Here is a 17,275-nt window from a genome sequence, read left to right on the forward strand (position 1 = left end):
GTCAGCGCGCCGCGAGTCGGGTCGAAACTCCGGTGGCGGGGGCGGTGGCCGTCGTCGCGGGGAGGCCGTGCAGCAGCGGTTGCGCGCCGTCGCCGATGATCGCGAACCCGGCCCAATAATAGGGGTGCGAGGTTTGCTCGTCGTCCATCAGCTGGCTTTGCGTCGTCCACAGCGCATCGGCGACGCTTTCGCCCTGAGGGGCCGCGAACAGGCCGCCGATCAGCCGCTTGGTTGCGTCGAAATCGTCGGGCGCCGGCCAGTGGCTTGCGATGACCGAACGCCCCCCGGCGCCGATGAACGATCGGACGAGCCCGTCGAGCGCGCTGCCGCCGCCGCTGGCGACGCCGGCCTCGCGCGTTGCGGCGACCGAGGCGGCGCCTGCGGTATCGCACGCCGACAGGATCACCAGGTCGGCGTCGAGCTTCAGGTCGAAGATCTCCTGGAAGGTGAGCAGGCCGTCCGAATCCTTGTTACCGAACGAGGTGACGAGGGCGGGGCGCGCCGGGCATGACGGCTTCGGCGCGGTGACGAGACCGTGGGTTGCAAAATGGATGATGCGATAGTCGCTAAGGTCGCCGCGCTCCTTGACCGCGGTATCGGTGAAGGCGCCGCCGGTGAGCAGGGTCGAGCTGTCGCGCCCGATGGTGCTGCTTGCGGTCACGAGTTCGGCGGCCGAGATCGGACGTGCCCATTGCGAGGCGCTCCACTGGCAGGTGCCATCGACGCTGTCGCTCGCCGCGCCTCGGATGCCGAGTGAGGGCAGGACACCGCCGGCGAGCGGCAGATTTTCGCCAAGCCCGAAATATTGCCGCCGTGCGGTCGATGGCGGCGCCTGGCGCGCGTTGCGAAAAGCGAGCGCCGATACCGCGGTGCTCGGCCGGGTCGAGCGACCGAGCCAGGCGATGCCGCGCATGTCGAAGGGGTCGGCGGCGGGATCATTGACCCGCTGTTGATAGGCGGCGAGCCCGGTGTCGGAGGTGATGAGCAGGTTGACGGGAAGTTTCAGCATCGCGCCATCGGGTTCGAAGACAAGGTGCTTGACCGCCGGCAGGTGATCGGCGGCCGGGCCGAACAGCTGGACATAGAGTTTGCTCGCGGTGGCCGCGTCGAACGGATAAGTGACGCGGCGCCCGTTTTCGACCGTGGAAATCGTCGAGCGGATCGCATCGACGGCGTTTTCTAGGCCGTCGGCGTCGATGTCGGCGCGCCAGAGCTGGGCATTGCCCGGCTCGATCAGCATCGCATAGACAGCGTCGCCGACGACGAGCATCTTCAGATAGGCTTCGTCGGGGCGCAGTACCTGCTGCAATTCGCCGAGATCGAGCTTGCCCGACGATACGACGCGATATTGCGGGAACGCCGACAGTTTGGCGACGGTTTCGGCCTGCTGGAACGACAGATTGTCGATCTGTGTTTTCACGTCGGTGAGCCGTGCGGCGACCTCGCCGGTCGCGGGGAGCTGGATCAGGCGAGCTTCCTCGATCCGCGCGCGTTCGATGTCGCGATTGAGCGTCGTCGCCTGACGGAACAGCCGGGCGCCGTCGCCGTCGCCGCCCGACAGTTCGCGCGCCAGCACAGCCTGCGTATCGGCGACGCCGGGACGAACCTGGAGCTGGCTGGCGACGAAGAAATCGGCGACGGCGGCGGGATCGGTCGGTGCGCGTGCCGCAAGCAGGCGGTAATAGGGCGCCATGATATTCGCCATGCCGGTCGACGACCGCTGCGTGTCGGCGAGCGCCTTTACCACCGCGTGATAGAGGGCGAGCGCCTCGTCGTCGCGGCCCTGGCGGGTCAGGAAGGCGGCGTAGCGCGCGCGCGCCGAAGCGAGCGCATTGGTTTCGGGATATTCGATCGAGAGCGCATCGACCGATTCGCGGAAGCGCGCATCCGCCGCGCCCATGTCGCCCAGTGCCTCTTCGGTCAGTGCAAGCTCGCCGAGCATCTGCGAACGCAGCCGGACGATCGAAGTGACACGCCCCTGCCGCACGGCCAGCGCGTCAGTCAGACCCTTGAGCTGGAGCTGCTTGGCGGTCTTCGCATCGCCGCGGAGGCGATCGACGGTGCCGAGCAGATGCGTCGCCTGTGCGTCGATGATCTGCGCGCGCTCGAGCGGGCTCAGACGCTCGCTGTCCGATGTCTGGCGGATGGCGCGGGCGTTGCTGCCGCTGTTGACCCCCGCGGTGATCGCAGGGGTCAGCGTGACGCTGCCCTCGGCGGCTTCGATCGATGCGGTGGTCGGCGGCACCGGACGCTGCAGGATTTCGGCAGCGCGCGCATAGTCGCGCTGGTTGAGCGCATCGATCGCCTGAAAATTGCGCCGCAGCCGCAATTGCACCGGGTCGCTCGTCGGGATCGCATCGACTTCGGCAAACAGGCGCGCGGCTTCGGCAAATTCGCCGAGGTTCGATTTCTGAAGCGCGCGGTTAAGCGTGAATTCGCTCGGGTCGATGTCGCCGATCGACGCATCGTTCGCGGTACGGCGCGACAGCGCTTCGAAAAATTCGGCCGCTTCGGCATAGTCGCCGCTGTGGTTGCGGCGATAGCCTTCGGCGAGCGCCCGGTCGAGGTCGATCGTCCCGGCGAGCGTGCGCGCAAAGTCTTCGTCGCCGCCGCCGACCGAAGTGGTCGCGACCTTGATGACGCCCGGTGCGACCTTGTGCCGGCGGATCGACTGGAGCGCGAGCGTCAGCGCATCGCCATAAGCGGCAAAGCCTTCGGCGGTGTAGGCGGTCGCGCCGTCCATTTCGATGCGGCTCGCCCATTCGACGCTGCTGCCCTTGATCGTGCAGCGACCATCGGCGCCGCAGACAATGTTGGGATCGCGCGCCGCCGCCAGTCGCTGCACCGCCTCGGCTTCGCTGGCACGCAGCGCGCGGATATAACCGACGGGCTGGCTCGCGTCGCGGCAGACGATCACCCAGGCGCGGTCGAACATGCCCTTGACGACGGCGTCGCGGACCGTTGCCTGCACCTCGCACAGCGAGCCGCCCTGGCTGCCGATCGAAAAGCTGTCGCGGAGCGTCGGGTCTTCGCCTTGCGCCCAGGCCGGGACAGGCGGCGATAGGGCGAGCAGCGCCAGCAAGGACAGGCGAAACGCAGGTCGTACGGTCATCACGATATTCCCCCAGGGTCACGGCATCGGGCACCTGGCCATCTGGTTGGCGGCAAGGCGCAGTCTGTTGCTGCGGTACGACCCATTCCCGTTGCGGCGGACCCTAAACCCCTTGTGGCGAAAAGGGAAGTGATCTGCCGCACAGGCGGCTTGCGCGCCGAGGCGCGGCCACCTATCTGCCATCCCGACAGGGTCAATTTCCAAAAGAGGGTGAAATGAGCGGATTCGACGATCGTGAACGGGCTTTCGAGGCGAAGTTCGCCCGCGACCAGGAGGTGCAGTTCCGCATCACCGCACGCCGCAATCGCCTGCTCGGCGAATGGGCCGCCGAGCGCATGGGGCTGACGCCCGAGGAAACCGACGCCTATGCCAAGGCGGTCGTGCAGGCCGATTTCGAGGAGGCCGGCGACGAGGATGTGATCCGCAAGCTGGCTGGCGACCTGACCGCCGCCGCGGTCGAGATCAGCGACGCCGAAATCCGCTCGATGCTCAACGAAAAGACGGCCGAGGCGCGCCGCCAGTTCATCGACACGCAGAACTGATCGCGGAACCAGGCAGGACATCCGGCATGGGCATGCGCGAATCCGATTTGCGGGCGATGATCGAGGCGGCGCTTCCCGACGCGGAGGTGACGATCACCGATCTTGCCGGCGACAATGATCATTATGCGGCGCATATCGTCAGCGAATCCTTTCGCGGATTGAGCCGCGTCGCGCAGCACAAGGCGGTCTATGCCGCGCTCGGCGGGCGCATGGGCGGCGAACTTCACGCCTTGCAATTGACCACCGCCATCCCTTCATAGGGGTATGACCCCAATGCGGCGCGCCCGCGCCCGTGCCGGAGACCTGTTATGACCGAAGCCACTCACGACCGCATTGCCAAGCTGGTCGCCGACAATCCCGTCCTGCTCTTCATGAAGGGCACGCCGCTTTTCCCGCAGTGCGGCTTTTCGTCGCGCGCCATTGCGATGCTCGACCGGCTTGGCGTCGAATATGCCAGCGTCGATGTGCTGCAGGACATGGAAATCCGGCAGGGCATCAAGGAATTTTCGGACTGGCCGACGATCCCCCAGCTCTATGTGAAGGGCGAATTCGTCGGCGGCAGCGATATCATGATGGAAATGTGGGAAGCCGGTGAGCTGCATCAGCTCGTCAACGGTCTTCCCGCGCGCGCCGACTGACATGACGCAGACCATCGGCTGACCGGCCGGGCCGGCGGTATAGACCGCGCGCCCGGCTCGACCTTGCCTATTGCCAGTCGACACGCAGCGGCGCTTCGCGAAAGGCGAAGCGGTCGAGATGACGCGCGACCGCGCCCTTCAGTGCCTCGAGCTGGCCTTCGGCGCTCGCATCGATGCGAACCGACAGCGCGGCTTCGCCGGCGTCGAAGGTGACCAGCCCGTCGCCGGGCCAGTCCGCTCCGCGCGCGTCGTGCGGAAAGGTGACGGTGCCGTGATCGGCGGTGAAGGCGACCGCCAGATTATGCTGCCAATGCTTGCAAAGCTGCTGCAGATATTTGCTCGCATGCGCCGTGGGGACCTGCGCGGTGGCGGTATGGGTCATCTGAGCCTCCATCAAAGCCGCTCGATCTTCTGTGCCGCTTCGTCGATCCGCGCCACAATCTCGTGGAGCGTGGCTTCGTCGAGCTCGCGGTCGCGCAGCCGGTTCATCAATACGGCACGCAAATTGCCCATCGCCCGGCGCACTGAAGCGCTGTCGGTGCGCTGCTGCTCATCGCCGACTTCCGCCAGCCGCGCCAGCAGTTCGTCGACGAGCGCGGCATTGGCGTCGAGTTCGGCCTGACCCTCCGGCGTGATCGCGAAGAGCTTCTTGGCGCCCTCGCTGTCGGCGGCGGCAATCTGGCCCATGTCGTCGAGCAAGGTGAGGGTAGGGTAGATCACGCCGGGGCTGGGCGCGTAGGCGCCGCCCGTCAGTTCCTCGATCCGCCGGATCAGGTCGTAGCCGTGGCGCGGTTCGTCGGCGATCAGCCGCAACAGGACGAGGCGCAGTTCGCCGCTGTCGAACATCCGGCGACGCCGGCCGCGGCCCTCGTCATCGTGGCCGTGACGGCCACCAAAGCCGCGCCCGCGGCCGAAGCCGGGTCCGAATCCGCGCCCGCCGTGTCGCATGCCATGGCGCATGCCGCATCCGCGATCGCCTCTATGTCCATGAAAGTGCATGTCTTTATCCTTCAGACTGTTTTTAGATAGCTCTAAGATATATCTTAAATAAAATTGCGCAAGGGGTTTTGCGATTTTGTGCGCGAGCGCTCTGTGGCCGGAGCGGCTATTTCCCTTGACTCGCTGCGGCTCGCCGCTATTAGGCGCCCCCGTGTTGTCAGGGTTCCGATCCTGGCAATTCCGTCCGAGACAGTTGGTGCGGGGGATTTGCTCCGCTTAATTTCCAGCCTAGACGGGGAACAGTCTTTTTCGGTCGCCCGCCTGTATCCAGGCGCCCGCGGCTTGACCGACCCCATCGGACATCGCCACGCAACGGACAGACGGGATGCGTCCTTTCTGGCCTTTGCGTTCGTTAGCCGCCCGGCGGCGCGCCCTGTTGCGCGCATTCGGGCACAGAGTGGAGAAACAGGCATGGATCGTGCTCAAAAAGCCGATGCCGTATCCTCGCTGAACGCTACGCTGTCGAATGCGGCTTCGGTTGTGATCGTTCGCAACCTTGGTCTTACCGTCGCCCAGTCGACGGTGCTTCGCCAGCAGATGCGCGACGCGGGCGCGAGCTTCAAGGTCGCGAAGAACCGCCTGGCCAAGATCGCGCTCGAAGGCACGCCCTACACCGGCATCAGCGATTATCTGACCGGTCCCACGGCTATTGCCGCTTCCACCGATGCGGTGGCGGCTGCGAAGATCGCCGTGGAATTTGCCAAGACCAACGACAAGCTTGAAATCGTTGGCGGCGGCATGGGGGATGTGGTCCTCGACGTGGAAGGCGTGAAGGCGCTCGCTTCGCTGCCGTCGCTCGACGAGCTGCGCGGCACGCTTATCGGCCTGCTTCAGGCTCCGGCCACCAAGGTTGCCCAGATTGCGGCAGCCCCGGCTGGTCAGCTGGCGCGGGTCTTTGGTGCCTATGGCGCCAAGGAAGCGGCATAAACCCTACCTACCCTTACCAATTCACCGGGCTATCCCGGTTCTGATGGAGAATGAAAATGGCTGATCTTGCTAAGATCGTTGAAGACCTGTCGGCGCTGACCGTTCTGGAAGCTGCTGAACTTTCGAAGATGCTCGAAGAAAAGTGGGGCGTTTCGGCCGCCGCTGCTGTTGCTGTTGCCGCTCCGGCTGCTGGCGCTGGCGCTCCGGCTGCTGAAGAAAAGGACGAGTTCGACGTCGTCCTGACCGGCGACGGTGGTCAGAAGATCAACGTTATCAAGGAAGTCCGCGCGATCACTGGCCTGGGCCTGGGCGAAGCCAAGGCGCTCGTCGAAGGCGCGCCGAAGGCTGTCAAGGAAGGTGTCAACAAGGCCGAAGCCGAAGACATCAAGAAGAAGCTGGAAGCTGCCGGCGCGACCGTCGAACTCAAGTAAGTTCGCTGTCGTTCGCAGCGGTTGCCGCCGGCTCGCGGCGGAACCATGGCGACAAGAAAAAGGGCGGTGCCTTGCGGCGCCGCCCTTTTTCCTTGCGCGACGAACGAACGGGACGCGCGCGCCTGATCAGCCTCTGGCTCAGCCCTTGGCGAAACCGGGGCGCAGGCCCGGGCGCGCGGGTCGGATATCGGGACGATGCACGTCCTGCTGCGCCGGGGCCGGTTCGGGACGCTGGGCGATATCCCACGCGCTGGCCGGCTGGCGGCGCATATCCTTCTGTTCAGCGAGCAGCGCATCATAGTCCATCCGTTCGCGGCGGTCATAGAAGCGCGCGCGCTTCAGCCGCTTCTTGAGCGTTAGGAAGGGATTTTCCTCGCTCGGGCCGGCCATTGCCAGCGCCTCATGGCGGCCCATGCTGCCGTGCGGCGCGGTGGCGAATGCGGGCGTCAAACGCGGTTTGGCGGGCGGCACCGTAATGACGGGCGCGCGATAGGCTTCGGGCGCAGGGGCCGCGACCGGACCATCTTCGTAGCGCGTTTCCTCGGCGACACCATCGGTGCGACGGCGGCGCATCAAGGCGAAGGCTGCGCCGCACGCGAGCAGCAGAGCGGCGGCGCCGCCAGCGATTTCCCAGGGGAAGGCGTCGCCGCCGGCATCGGCGCGCTGCGCGACCACGGGATCTGCCGGTTCGGCAACCGGCGGCGCGAGCGGCGGCGTCAGTGCGCTATCTTCGGCGAGCGTCGATCCGGCTGCGGTAGCCGGTGGGGCTGGTTCGGTTGCGGGGCTGGCCGGGGCTGCGGCGGGCTCGCGGGTCCGCTCGGCCGGTGCGGCTTTCGCCTGACGTTCGGCGCGCGGCGCGGGGAGCGCCTCGGCCTGCGGTTCCGCCACCTTCGGCGTTGCTTCGGTAGCTGGGGGCCCGACGTCGAGCGGCAGACGGATGACCGGCGCAGGTGCGGGCGTCGCAGGCTGCGTCGTCTGCGGAGCCGGTGCGGCGACCGGCGGCACCATCACAACCGGCGGCGCGACGGGTTCGGGCGCCATCGCGGGGGGCGTGGTTTCGGCCGGCGCGGTCTGCGCAAAGGCGGCCGGGGTGGACAGGACCAGGAACGCGGCCATCGCGCTCGTGGCAGGGCGGAGGAGGGGGAGCTTCTTTGTCATAGTGAAAGGAAAACGAACCGCGCGTGAAAAGCGCTGCCAAATGACAGCGCTTTTCACGACGAGCCGTGGCGGCCCGGCGATTGGACGAAGATTCGGCGCGTCGGCGAACCGAGTCGGGGTTGCGACCGGCCGCCGCGCCGTGGCTCAGTCAGCGATCCAATTGCCATGAAAGCCGGGCGGGATCCGGTGCGGCAGATGGATTACCGCTTGCGGCGCGCCGGTAAATTCGTCGGCGTTGAGGATGACGAGCTCGCTGGTCTCGTTGGTCATGTCGACCACCAGGCCGATCAGCCAGCCGTGATCTTCGGCCCCGGCGGCGCTGCGCGGGACGAAGACAAACTCGCCGGGATGGCGGCCGGGGCCGAAATCACGCGCCTCGGTCACGCCGCTTTCCAGATCGTGGCGGAACAGCCGGGTATCGGCGATCGCCATTTCGACCGCGTCACCGCCCGGAATGGCGACGCTGTAGATATAGCGATAGGGGCGGGTGGTCAGGCGCTCGTCGTAGCGCGGAAATTCCTGCGGATGATCGTGTAGAACCGTGCGCGTCGTCGTCCCCGCCGCCGGATCGATGGTCCAGCGTTCCATGCGCGACCGTTCGCTGTCGGGGCCGCGCGTCGAGCGCGCGAACATCGTGTCGTGCGCGACGACATCGACCACCACCTTGCCGTCGGGGGTTTCGAACGCATTGGCGGGGTGAAAGACATAGCAGGGATCGACCGGCACCCACACCACCTCGTCGCCACGGCCTTTCCTGGGGAGGAGGCCGACGCGCGCCGGATGGGCTTCGTTCCACGCATAGGGAAAGCGATAGCCCGCGAGCAGCGATTTTATCGAAAAGGTCACCGGCAGGTCGAACACCAACACGTAATGTTCGGTGATGGCGCAGTCGTGGATCGACGGCCCGTCACGGACCGCGACCGCTTCTTCACGGATCACCTGCGCCTTGTCGTCGAGCACGACGTGCCAGACCTTGTTCATTTCGTCGCCGCGGTAGGTGATCGCATGCGTCTCGCCGGTGAGCGGGTCATGATGCGGGTGCGCCGTGTAAGGGCCAGCGAGGGTGCCGTCGAAGGGGTTGTGGGCGATCGTCATGAGTTGATCGTCGAGTTCGACGGGCTTGCCGCCCGCCTCGACGATCGCAAAGGTACGTCCCGCCAATCCGACGACATTGGTGTTGGGGGCATCGAAGCCGTCGGCGCGCGGGCCGGGGGGGATCGGCTCGCCGAGCTTTGCGCACGCCTCGGTCCCGCGCACCCAGCGGTTGCGATACCAGTGCGCCTTGCTGTCGCCGATGCGCAGCCCGTGGACCATGCCGGCGCCCGTGAACCAGTGGTAGCTCGCGGGATCGGGGGGGAGAGCCGGGTTGGGGCCATTGCGCAGATAACGCCCCGAAAGCGCCGCGGGAATGTCCCCGTCGACGCGCAGGGCCTCGATTGTCAATTCCTCGGTCATCGGTTTGTGGATGCCGGTCAGATAGGGATGCGCTTCGGTGGGGCGGGGCAGGCGTTTGCGGTTGAAATCGGCGACCTTGCCGATGCCCTTGTTGACCGCGCCGCGGATCAGCGTTTCCATATTGCTCGCCATGCCCTTCTCCTTTCGCTTGCGCGACCGACTCGCGATGTTTACAGTGCAAACATGATCGACGAAGATAACAGTGTCAACATGGAAAATGTCGATGCGGTGGCGAAGCCGCGTGGCAAGGGCTATCATCATGGCGACCTGCGCGCTGCGGTGATCGCCGCCGGGATGAAGCGGCTGACCGAGGGCGACGATGCGGAACTCGGCCTGCGCGCGCTGGCGCGCGACGTCGGCGTCAGCGCGACCGCGCTTTACCGGCATTTTCCCGACAAGGAGGCGCTGCTCGACGCGCTGGCCGACGAAGGATTGCGGCGGCTGGGGGCGTTGCAGGCGCAGGCGTGGCTCAAGGCGGGCGGCGGCAAGGCGGGCTTTCTTGCGATCGGTATCGCCTATGTCCGCTTTGCGCACGAAGACCCCGCTATCTTTCGGCTCAGCTTCACGCGCCAGATGCCCGAACGCTATCGCGAAGCGGGGACCGATGGCGGCGAAACCGCCTTCAACCTGCTGCGCGTCGGGGTGTCGCAGGCGCTGCCGCAGCTCGATGCGCCCGACGTCGCGGCGCTCCATGCCTGGTCATTGGTGCACGGGCTGGCAATGCTGATTCTCGACCGCCGGATCGAATGGGACGAAGCGCGGGTCGAACAGGTCGTCGCAATGACTTTCGGCGGGTTCGACTAACGCGATGATTTGCAGAGATTTCGCGCCCGTTCCCGGCTAAACAGGTGGCGATGTTAGCCATTTGTTTTTCAGTTTTTGCCAGATAACGGGCATGACGCGGACACTCCCCCCACGAGTAGAAGCGACGTTCTGGTCGCTGCTGATGGCGCTTGGCTATTTCATGCTCGCCAGCCTGTCGCTGCATGCGACGAAGGGGGAGGACAATATCGCCGCGATCTGGCCGCCGAGCGGCTATTTCCTGGCGTTGCTGCTGTTGATGCCGGGGCGCGCACGACCGGCGGCGATCGGCGCCGCAGCGGCGGCCAGCCTTGCCGCGAACATGCTGAGCGGGGCGCCCTTCCTGATGGCGGCGATTTTCACGCTCGCCAATTCGGTCGAGGCGGGGCTCGCCTTCTGGATCGTTCGCCGCCGCGAGGGCGAGGACCTCTCGTTCATGGCGCCGCGCGCCGTCGCCAGCTTCTGCCTTGCGGTGATCGTGGCCAGCATGGCCAGTGCCTTGATCGCGGGGGGCGGTACGATGCTGGCTTTCGGCGGCATCGGCCTCGACTTCTTCCTCTCGTGGATGACGACCGTGGCGCTCGGCATGCTGATCGTGGCGCCGCCGTTAATCATGCTGACGCGGCTTGTCGCGTCGAAGGCGCTCGACAATGCGACCATGCGCATGAAGATCGAAGCGATCTCGGTGCTCGCGCTTGCGGCGCTGATCACCGCGGTCAGCTTCGAACAATCGCATTTTCCGGCGACATTCCTTCCGGTCATCGCGGTGATCGTCGCCGCCTATCGCGTCGGTCCGTTCGGCGCCGCGGCCGGCATGCTCATCATCGCCGGCATCGCGGCCTGGCTGACCGGGCAGGGGCACGGGCCGGTCGCGGCGATGGAGGCCAGCGTCAAGGAGCAGGTCTTCTTCCTGCAATTCTATCTGCTCGCGCTTCAGTCGACCGCGCTGCCGCTCGCTGCATCGCTCGTCGTCCAGCGCCGGCTCGCCAAACGGCTCGAGCAGAGCAATCGCTGGCTGGTGCAGGCCGAAGCGGCTGCGCTGGTGGGCCATTGGCGCGTCGATCTGATGCGCTGGACGATCCACTGGTCGGACCAGACCTATCGCATCCACGGGCTCGAACCCGGCGCGCCGGTCAGCGTGACGACCAGCGTCGAGCAATATGTCGAAGAGGATCAGCCCGCGGTGAGGGCGATATTGGAAGAGGCGGTGCGCACCGGCGAACCCTTCGAATATCAGGGACGGATCATCCGCGCCGACGGCGCGATACGCTATGTCAAATCGCACGGTTCGATCGAGCGCGGGCGCGGCGGGCGCAGCATCGGCATTTTCGGTACGGTGCAGGATGTCACAGCAACGGTCGAAAATGCCCGCAGCCTGGAAGCCGCGCGCAGCATCGCCGAGGAAGCCGCGAACACCGACATGCTCACTGGGCTGCCCAACCGGCGCTCGACACTCGCGCTGCTCAATCGCGCCTTGCTGGCGGCAGGCGAGGGGCGGACGCAGCTCGCGGTGGCGATTTTCGACATCGATCATTTCAAGCAGATCAACGATCATCACGGTCACGCAGTGGGCGACGAGGTGATCCGCTGGGTCGGGCAGCGCGCGAAGGCGACGCTGCGCGAGGAAGATGTCGTTGGCCGTTATGGCGGCGAGGAATTTGTGTGCATCTTTCAGGGGCCGAGCGCCCGGTCGGCGGAACTGGTCGCCGAGCGCATTCGGGCATCGATCGAAAAGGCCGATGTCGATGCCGAAGGGCCGGCGCATGTCACGATCAGCATCGGCCTTGCGGCCTATGCCGCCGACGCCAGCGTCGAGGAATTGCTGCACCGCGCCGACAAGGCGCTCTATCTCGCCAAGCGCGAAGGGCGCAACCGGCTGCGCATGGCGGCCTGATCCGCGGACAAAAAGAAGGGCACGAGGGATGTCCCTCGCGCCCACCTTTAATCAATCGCGCTGCGATCAGTTGGCTTCTTTTGCCGTCGCTTCCGCGGGCGCCGGATCGGCTGCCGCTTCGGCGGTCGCCGCGGGCTGCGCTGCAGCCTTGGCTTCGGCAATCGCCGCCGCAAACTGCTCGGCGGTGAAGCTCGTGGCCAGACCCTGCTGCGACTGGAAGAAAGCCGACTTCGGCAAGCGCATGTCGCCTTCGGCGGTCGTCAGCACGACGGCGTCGGCTTCAACAACCTTGACCTTGCCAACGATAGCGGTGCCCTTGGCGCTGCGGATGTCGGCGCCGGGGACGAGCGCGGCGTTCAGCGCCGCGGTGGCGGCGGCGGCCTGCTGGTCGAGCCAGGCGGTGAGCTGTTCGAGGGTCAGCGTGATCGCCGGGCCCTTGTCGGTTTCCATGAACGACGTCTTGGGCAGTGCGACCGACTTGCCATCGACAGTGATGACGACGTTGGGGTCGGCGACACTGGCAATCGGGCCGATCGCCTTGCCGGCCGAGTCATAGACCGTGGTGCCGGGCGCGAGGTTGATGGTCGGCGCCGCGGCGGGCGCGCTCTGCGCGAATGCCGGCGCGCCGGCGGCCATTGCGAGGCCGAGAGAGAGGGACGTGACAATGCCTGCGATCTTGCGCATAGCTTCTTTTCTCCTTGGTGGTTTTCGGATTGACATGGACCTTGAACGCATGCCGCGACGCGAAGGTCATGCCAAAGCTGCCGAACCGTGGCAGAGCCGCGACGAAGCGAGCCGCGGCGCGCAATCGGCACGGAATATTCGCTGCGGGACGACGTCATGGAGCCGGCGGGCCTGATGCAAAGCTTATATTGAGGGACGACAATTGACAGTGGCGGGCCCCGATCCTATATCCGCCTCACACCTTTCCGTCCGGGAAGCGGCCTGACTTTGCGCAGCAGGCGGCACGAATAGGGCGGTCGGGATTTCGAGATGCGTTGGAAAGCTGCGGTAAACCGGCAACGGTTGCCTGCGGCTTTTTTGCGTGTCTATCGCGCTCGCGAGTCGAATTTTTACAGGCGAGACAATCCTTTATGGCGACCAAGGCGAAGTCGGTGGGCAAGGCCCTCGAAGCAACCGCAACCAAGCGAATCCGCAAGCTGTTCGGCAATATCCACGAAGCCGTGGAAATGCCCAACCTCATCGAGGTGCAGCGCGAATCCTATGAACAGTTCCTGCGTTCCGATCCGTCGGTCGGTTACGTCTCGGGCCTTGAAAAGACGCTGCGCAGCGTGTTTCCGATCCGCGACTTTGCCGGGACCGCGGAGCTGGACTTCGTCCATTACGAGCTCGAAGAGCCCAAATATGACGTCGAGGAATGCCGTCAGCGCGGCATCACCTATGCAGCGCCGATGAAGGTCACGTTGCGCCTGATCGTCTTTGAAGTCGACAGCGAAACCGACACGCGTTCGGTTCTCGATATCAAGGAGCAGGACGTCTACATGGGCGACATGCCGCTCATGACCGAGAACGGCACCTTCTTCATCAACGGCACCGAGCGTGTCATCGTCAGCCAGATGCACCGTTCGCCGGGTGTGCTGTTCGACCATGACCGCGGCAAGACCCACTCGTCGGGCAAATATCTCTTTGCCGCGCGCGTCATTCCGTATCGCGGTTCGTGGCTCGATTTCGAATTCGACGCCAAGGACATCGTCAACGTCCGTATCGACCGCAAGCGCAAGCTTCCGGTGACCAGCCTGCTGTATGCGCTGGGCATGTCGGGCGAAGAAATCCTGAACTTCTTCTACGACCGCATGATCTTCGAACGTGCGGCCGATGGCTGGAAGATTCCGTTCGTCCTCGAAAACTGGCGCGGCGCGAAGCCGGCGTTCGATATCGTGGACGCCAAGACCGGCGAAGTCGTGTTCGCCGCTGGGCACAAGATCAGCCCGCGCCTCGCCAACAAGGCGGCTAAGGACGGTCTTGAAACGCTGCTGATCCCGACCGAGGAAATCTTCGGCCGTTACAGCGCCTATGACCTGATCAATGAATCGACCGGCGAGATCTACATCGAAGCCGGCGACGAAGTGACCGCGGAAAATCTGGAAAAGATGGACGCCGCCGGCATCGACAAGCTGGTGCTGCTCGACATCGACCACAACAACACCGGTCCGTGGATCCGCAACACGCTGAAGGCCGACAAGGCCGAGGATCGCGATCAGGCGCTGAGCGACATCTATCGCGTCATGCGCCCCGGCGAACCGCCGACGCGCGAAACCGCCGACGCGCTGTTCGCGGGCCTGTTCTTCGATCCCGAACGCTATGACCTGTCGGCGGTGGGCCGCGTCAAGCTCAACATGCGCCTCGGCCTCGACGCAGAGGACACGGTGACGACGCTGCGCAGCGAGGACATCCTAGCCGTGGTCAAGGAACTGGTGAATCTGAAGGACGGCAAGGGCGAGATCGACGATATCGACAATCTCGGCAACCGCCGCGTCCGTTCGGTCGGCGAACTGCTCGAAAACCAGTATCGCGTCGGCCTGCTGCGCATGGAGCGTGCGGTCAAGGAGCGCATGTCGTCGGTCGACGTCTCGACCGTGATGCCGAACGATCTGATCAACGCGAAGCCGGCGGTTGCTGCGGTGCGCGAATTCTTCGGCTCGTCGCAGCTTTCGCAGTTCATGGACCAGACCAACCCGCTGTCGGAAGTCACCCACAAGCGCCGCGTCTCGGCGCTCGGGCCGGGCGGTCTGACCCGCGAACGCGCGGGCTTCGAAGTCCGCGACGTCCATCCGACGCACTATGGCCGTATCTGCCCGATCGAAACGCCGGAAGGGCCGAACATCGGTCTGATCAACAGCCTCGCGACGTTCGCGCGCGTCAACAAATATGGCTTCATCGAAACCCCGTACCGCCGCGTCGTCGACGGCAAGGTGACGAGCGAAGTCGTCTATCTGTCGGCGATGGAGGAATCGAAGCACACGGTCGCGCAGGCGAACGCCGATCTCAACCCCGACGGCAGCTTCGTCGAGGAGCTGATCTCGGCGCGTGAAGCCGGCGAATTCCTGATGGCGCCGCGCGAACAGATCACGCTGATGGACGTGTCGCCGAAGCAGCTCGTTTCGGTTGCGGCCTCGCTCATTCCGTTCCTGGAAAACGATGACGCCAACCGCGCGCTGATGGGATCGAACATGCAGCGTCAGGCCGTGCCGCTGCTGCGGGCCGAAGCGCCCGTCGTCGGTACCGGCATGGAAGGCACCGTCGCACGCGATTCGGGTGCGGCCATCGCGGCACGCCGCGGCGGCATCATCGACCAGGTCGATGCGACGCGTATCGTCATCCGTGCGACCGACCTTGTCGAACCCGGCAAGTCGGGCGTCGACATCTATCGCCTCCAGAAGTTCCAGCGGTCGAACCAGAACACCTGCATCAACCAGCGTCCGCTGGTGAAGGTGGGCGACGTGATCCGCACCGGCGACATCATCGCCGACGGTCCGTCGACCGAGCTTGGCGAACTGGCGCTCGGCAAGAATGTGCTCGTCGCGTTCATGCCGTGGAACGGCTACAATTATGAGGACTCGATCCTCATTTCCGAACGCATCGTGAAGGACGACGTCTTCACCTCGATCCACATCGAGGAATTCGAAGTCACCGCCCGCGACACGCGCCTCGGGCCGGAGGACATCACGCGCGACATTCCGAACGTCGGCGAAGAAGCGCTCCGCAACCTCGACGAAGCGGGCATCGTCTACATCGGCGCCGAAGTCGGCCCGGGCGACATCCTGGTCGGCAAGATCACGCCGAAGGGCGAAAGCCCGATGACGCCGGAAGAAAAGCTGCTGCGCGCCATCTTCGGCGAAAAGGCCAGCGACGTGCGCGACACCTCGCTTCGCTTGCCGCCGGGCGTGTCGGGTACGGTCGTCGAAGTCCGCGTCTTCAACCGTCACGGCATCGACAAGGACGAACGTGCGATCGCGATCGAACGCGAGGAAATCGAGCGTCTGAAGCAGGACGCCGACGACGAGCGCGCGATCCTCAACCGCGCGACCTTCTCCAGTCTCAAGGAACTGCTGGTCGGCCAGGCTACCAGCGCAGTGCCCAAGGGCATGAAGAAGGGCGACGTGCTGACCGAAGATCAGCTCGCCGAACTCGATCGCGGCGACTGGTGGAAGCTCGCGGTCGTCGACGACAAGGCGCAGGCCGCACTCGAAGCGATCAAGGCGCAGTATGACGACGCGATCAAGCGGATCAACGCGAAGTATGAAGACCGCGTCGAAAAGCTGCAGCGCGGCGACGAACTCGCGCCGGGTGTGCTCAAGATGGTCAAGGTCTTCGTTGCCATCAAGCGCAAGCTGCAGTCGGGCGACAAGATGGCCGGCCGTCACGGGAACAAGGGTATCATCAGCCGCATCCTGCCGATCGAGGACATGCCGTTCCTCGAAGACGGCACGCATGTCGACGTGGTGCTCAACCCGCTGGGCGTGCCGTCGCGTATGAACGTCGGTCAGATCCTCGAAACGCACCTCGGCTGGGCATCGCGCGGTTTCGGCCGCCAGATTACCGCGGCGCTCGAAGATTGGCGTGCGGCAAACCCGAACCCCGAAGCGGGCGCGCCGCCCGAAGCGGTACGTGAGGCGCTGCTCACCGCCTATGGCGACGATTATGCCGAAGACATCAAGGGTCGCAGCAATGATCAGATTGTCGAGATGGCGGGCCACCTGTCGCTCGGTATTCCGTTCGCGACGCCGGTGTTCGACGGCGCGCGCGAAGGCGATGTGTCGACGATGCTGGAACGTGCCGGTCTCGACCGGTCGGGTCAGGTCGATCTGTACGACGGCCGCACGGGCGATCGTTTCGACCGCAAGGTGACGGTGGGATATATGTATATCCTGAAGCTCCATCACCTGGTCGACGACAAGATCCACGCGCGCTCGATCGGGCCGTACAGCCTCGTCACCCAGCAGCCGCTGGGCGGTAAGGCGCAGTTCGGCGGCCAGCGCTTCGGTGAAATGGAAGTGTGGGCGCTCCAGGCTTATGGCGCCGCCTACACGCTGCAGGAAATGCTGACGGTGAAGTCGGACGACGTGATCGGCCGCACCAAGGTTTACGAAGCGATCGTCAAGGGCGACGACACCTTCGAGGCCGGCATTCCCGAAAGCTTCAACGTGCTCGTCAAGGAAATGCGCTCGCTGGGCCTCAACGTCGAACTGTCGTCCTATACGGACGAAGACGATAAAGATGGTCCGGACGCTCTTCCCGAAGCCGCCGAATGATTTTCCTCACCCCCTTCCGCCGGCGGTGGAGGGGGAAGAGTGGAG

At 65.2% G+C, this 17,275-nt stretch carries 14 protein-coding genes; 8 read left to right on the plus strand and 6 right to left on the minus strand.

What is annotated here, in order from left to right:
- Position 1: 1 nt before the first annotated feature.
- On the minus strand, positions 2-3,112 hold the full coding sequence (locus MU856_RS03480) for a CHAT domain-containing protein (RefSeq protein ID WP_263588378.1): 3,111 nt from the start codon (positions 3,110-3,112) through the stop codon (positions 2-4).
- Positions 3,113-3,327: 215 nt separating this feature from the next.
- Between MU856_RS03480 and MU856_RS03485 the strand changes: the two genes are divergently transcribed.
- From MU856_RS03485 to grxD, 3 genes are read left to right on the plus strand one after another with little or no spacing between them, the layout of a single operon-like run.
- The gene (locus MU856_RS03485) at positions 3,328-3,654 is read left to right on the plus strand and encodes a DUF1476 domain-containing protein (protein WP_003039183.1); all 327 of its coding nucleotides are present in this window, start codon (positions 3,328-3,330) and stop codon (positions 3,652-3,654) included.
- 26 nt (positions 3,655-3,680) lie between these two features.
- Complete coding sequence (locus MU856_RS03490; protein ID WP_062769264.1) at positions 3,681-3,914, plus strand: BolA/IbaG family iron-sulfur metabolism protein; 234 nt, start codon at positions 3,681-3,683, stop codon at positions 3,912-3,914.
- 48 nt (positions 3,915-3,962) lie between these two features.
- Complete coding sequence (gene grxD, locus MU856_RS03495; protein WP_003039178.1) at positions 3,963-4,292, plus strand: Grx4 family monothiol glutaredoxin; 330 nt, start codon at positions 3,963-3,965, stop codon at positions 4,290-4,292.
- A 67-nt stretch (positions 4,293-4,359) separates the two neighbouring features.
- On the opposite strand, the gene MU856_RS03500 is transcribed toward grxD, so the two are convergent.
- The gene (locus tag MU856_RS03500; RefSeq protein ID WP_263588379.1) at positions 4,360-4,674 is read right to left on the minus strand and encodes a DUF2218 domain-containing protein; all 315 of its coding nucleotides are present in this window, start codon (positions 4,672-4,674) and stop codon (positions 4,360-4,362) included.
- An 11-nt stretch (positions 4,675-4,685) separates the two neighbouring features.
- On the minus strand, positions 4,686-5,252 hold the full coding sequence (locus MU856_RS03505) for a PadR family transcriptional regulator (RefSeq protein WP_003039172.1): 567 nt from the start codon (positions 5,250-5,252) through the stop codon (positions 4,686-4,688).
- Positions 5,253-5,702: 450 nt separating this feature from the next.
- Here MU856_RS03505 and rplJ point away from each other — a divergent pair, with 450 nt between their 5' ends.
- Both rplJ and rplL read left to right on the plus strand, forming a co-directional pair.
- Entirely contained in the window at positions 5,703-6,218 is a 516-nt protein-coding gene (rplJ, locus tag MU856_RS03510; RefSeq protein WP_003039169.1) for a 50S ribosomal protein L10, read from the plus strand.
- 56 nt (positions 6,219-6,274) lie between these two features.
- Positions 6,275-6,649 carry a 50S ribosomal protein L7/L12 gene (rplL, locus tag MU856_RS03515; RefSeq protein ID WP_003039166.1) on the plus strand — a complete coding sequence of 125 codons (375 nt, stop codon included), beginning with the start codon at positions 6,275-6,277 and terminating at the stop codon, positions 6,647-6,649.
- Between the two features lie 138 nt (positions 6,650-6,787).
- Here the strand turns inward: rplL and MU856_RS03520 are convergent, their stop codons facing one another.
- Both MU856_RS03520 and MU856_RS03525 read right to left on the minus strand, forming a co-directional pair.
- Positions 6,788-7,807 carry a hypothetical protein gene (locus MU856_RS03520; protein ID WP_263588380.1) on the minus strand — a complete coding sequence of 340 codons (1,020 nt, stop codon included), beginning with the start codon at positions 7,805-7,807 and terminating at the stop codon, positions 6,788-6,790.
- Positions 7,808-7,951: 144 nt separating this feature from the next.
- Positions 7,952-9,394, minus strand: a complete 1,443-nt coding sequence (locus tag MU856_RS03525; RefSeq protein WP_263588381.1) for a carotenoid oxygenase family protein — start codon at positions 9,392-9,394, stop codon at positions 7,952-7,954.
- Positions 9,395-9,445: 51 nt separating this feature from the next.
- Between MU856_RS03525 and MU856_RS03530 the strand changes: the two genes are divergently transcribed.
- Positions 9,446-10,066 (plus strand): TetR/AcrR family transcriptional regulator, encoded by a 621-nt coding sequence (locus tag MU856_RS03530; protein ID WP_263588382.1) that lies wholly within the window; start codon positions 9,446-9,448, stop codon positions 10,064-10,066.
- Positions 10,067-10,157: 91 nt separating this feature from the next.
- Positions 10,158-11,957 carry a sensor domain-containing diguanylate cyclase gene (locus MU856_RS03535; protein WP_263588383.1) on the plus strand — a complete coding sequence of 600 codons (1,800 nt, stop codon included), beginning with the start codon at positions 10,158-10,160 and terminating at the stop codon, positions 11,955-11,957.
- 66 nt (positions 11,958-12,023) lie between these two features.
- On the opposite strand, the gene MU856_RS03540 is transcribed toward MU856_RS03535, so the two are convergent.
- Positions 12,024-12,641 (minus strand): hypothetical protein, encoded by a 618-nt coding sequence (locus tag MU856_RS03540; protein ID WP_003039148.1) that lies wholly within the window; start codon positions 12,639-12,641, stop codon positions 12,024-12,026.
- A gap of 410 nt (positions 12,642-13,051) precedes the next feature.
- Here MU856_RS03540 and rpoB point away from each other — a divergent pair, with 410 nt between their 5' ends.
- The gene (gene rpoB, locus MU856_RS03545) at positions 13,052-17,230 is read left to right on the plus strand and encodes a DNA-directed RNA polymerase subunit beta (protein WP_062769249.1); all 4,179 of its coding nucleotides are present in this window, start codon (positions 13,052-13,054) and stop codon (positions 17,228-17,230) included.
- Positions 17,231-17,275: the final 45 nt, after the last annotated feature.

This window comes from Sphingopyxis sp. GC21, assembly GCF_025727575.1.
GTDB classification, from domain to species: Bacteria; Pseudomonadota; Alphaproteobacteria; order Sphingomonadales; family Sphingomonadaceae; genus Sphingopyxis; species Sphingopyxis terrae_A.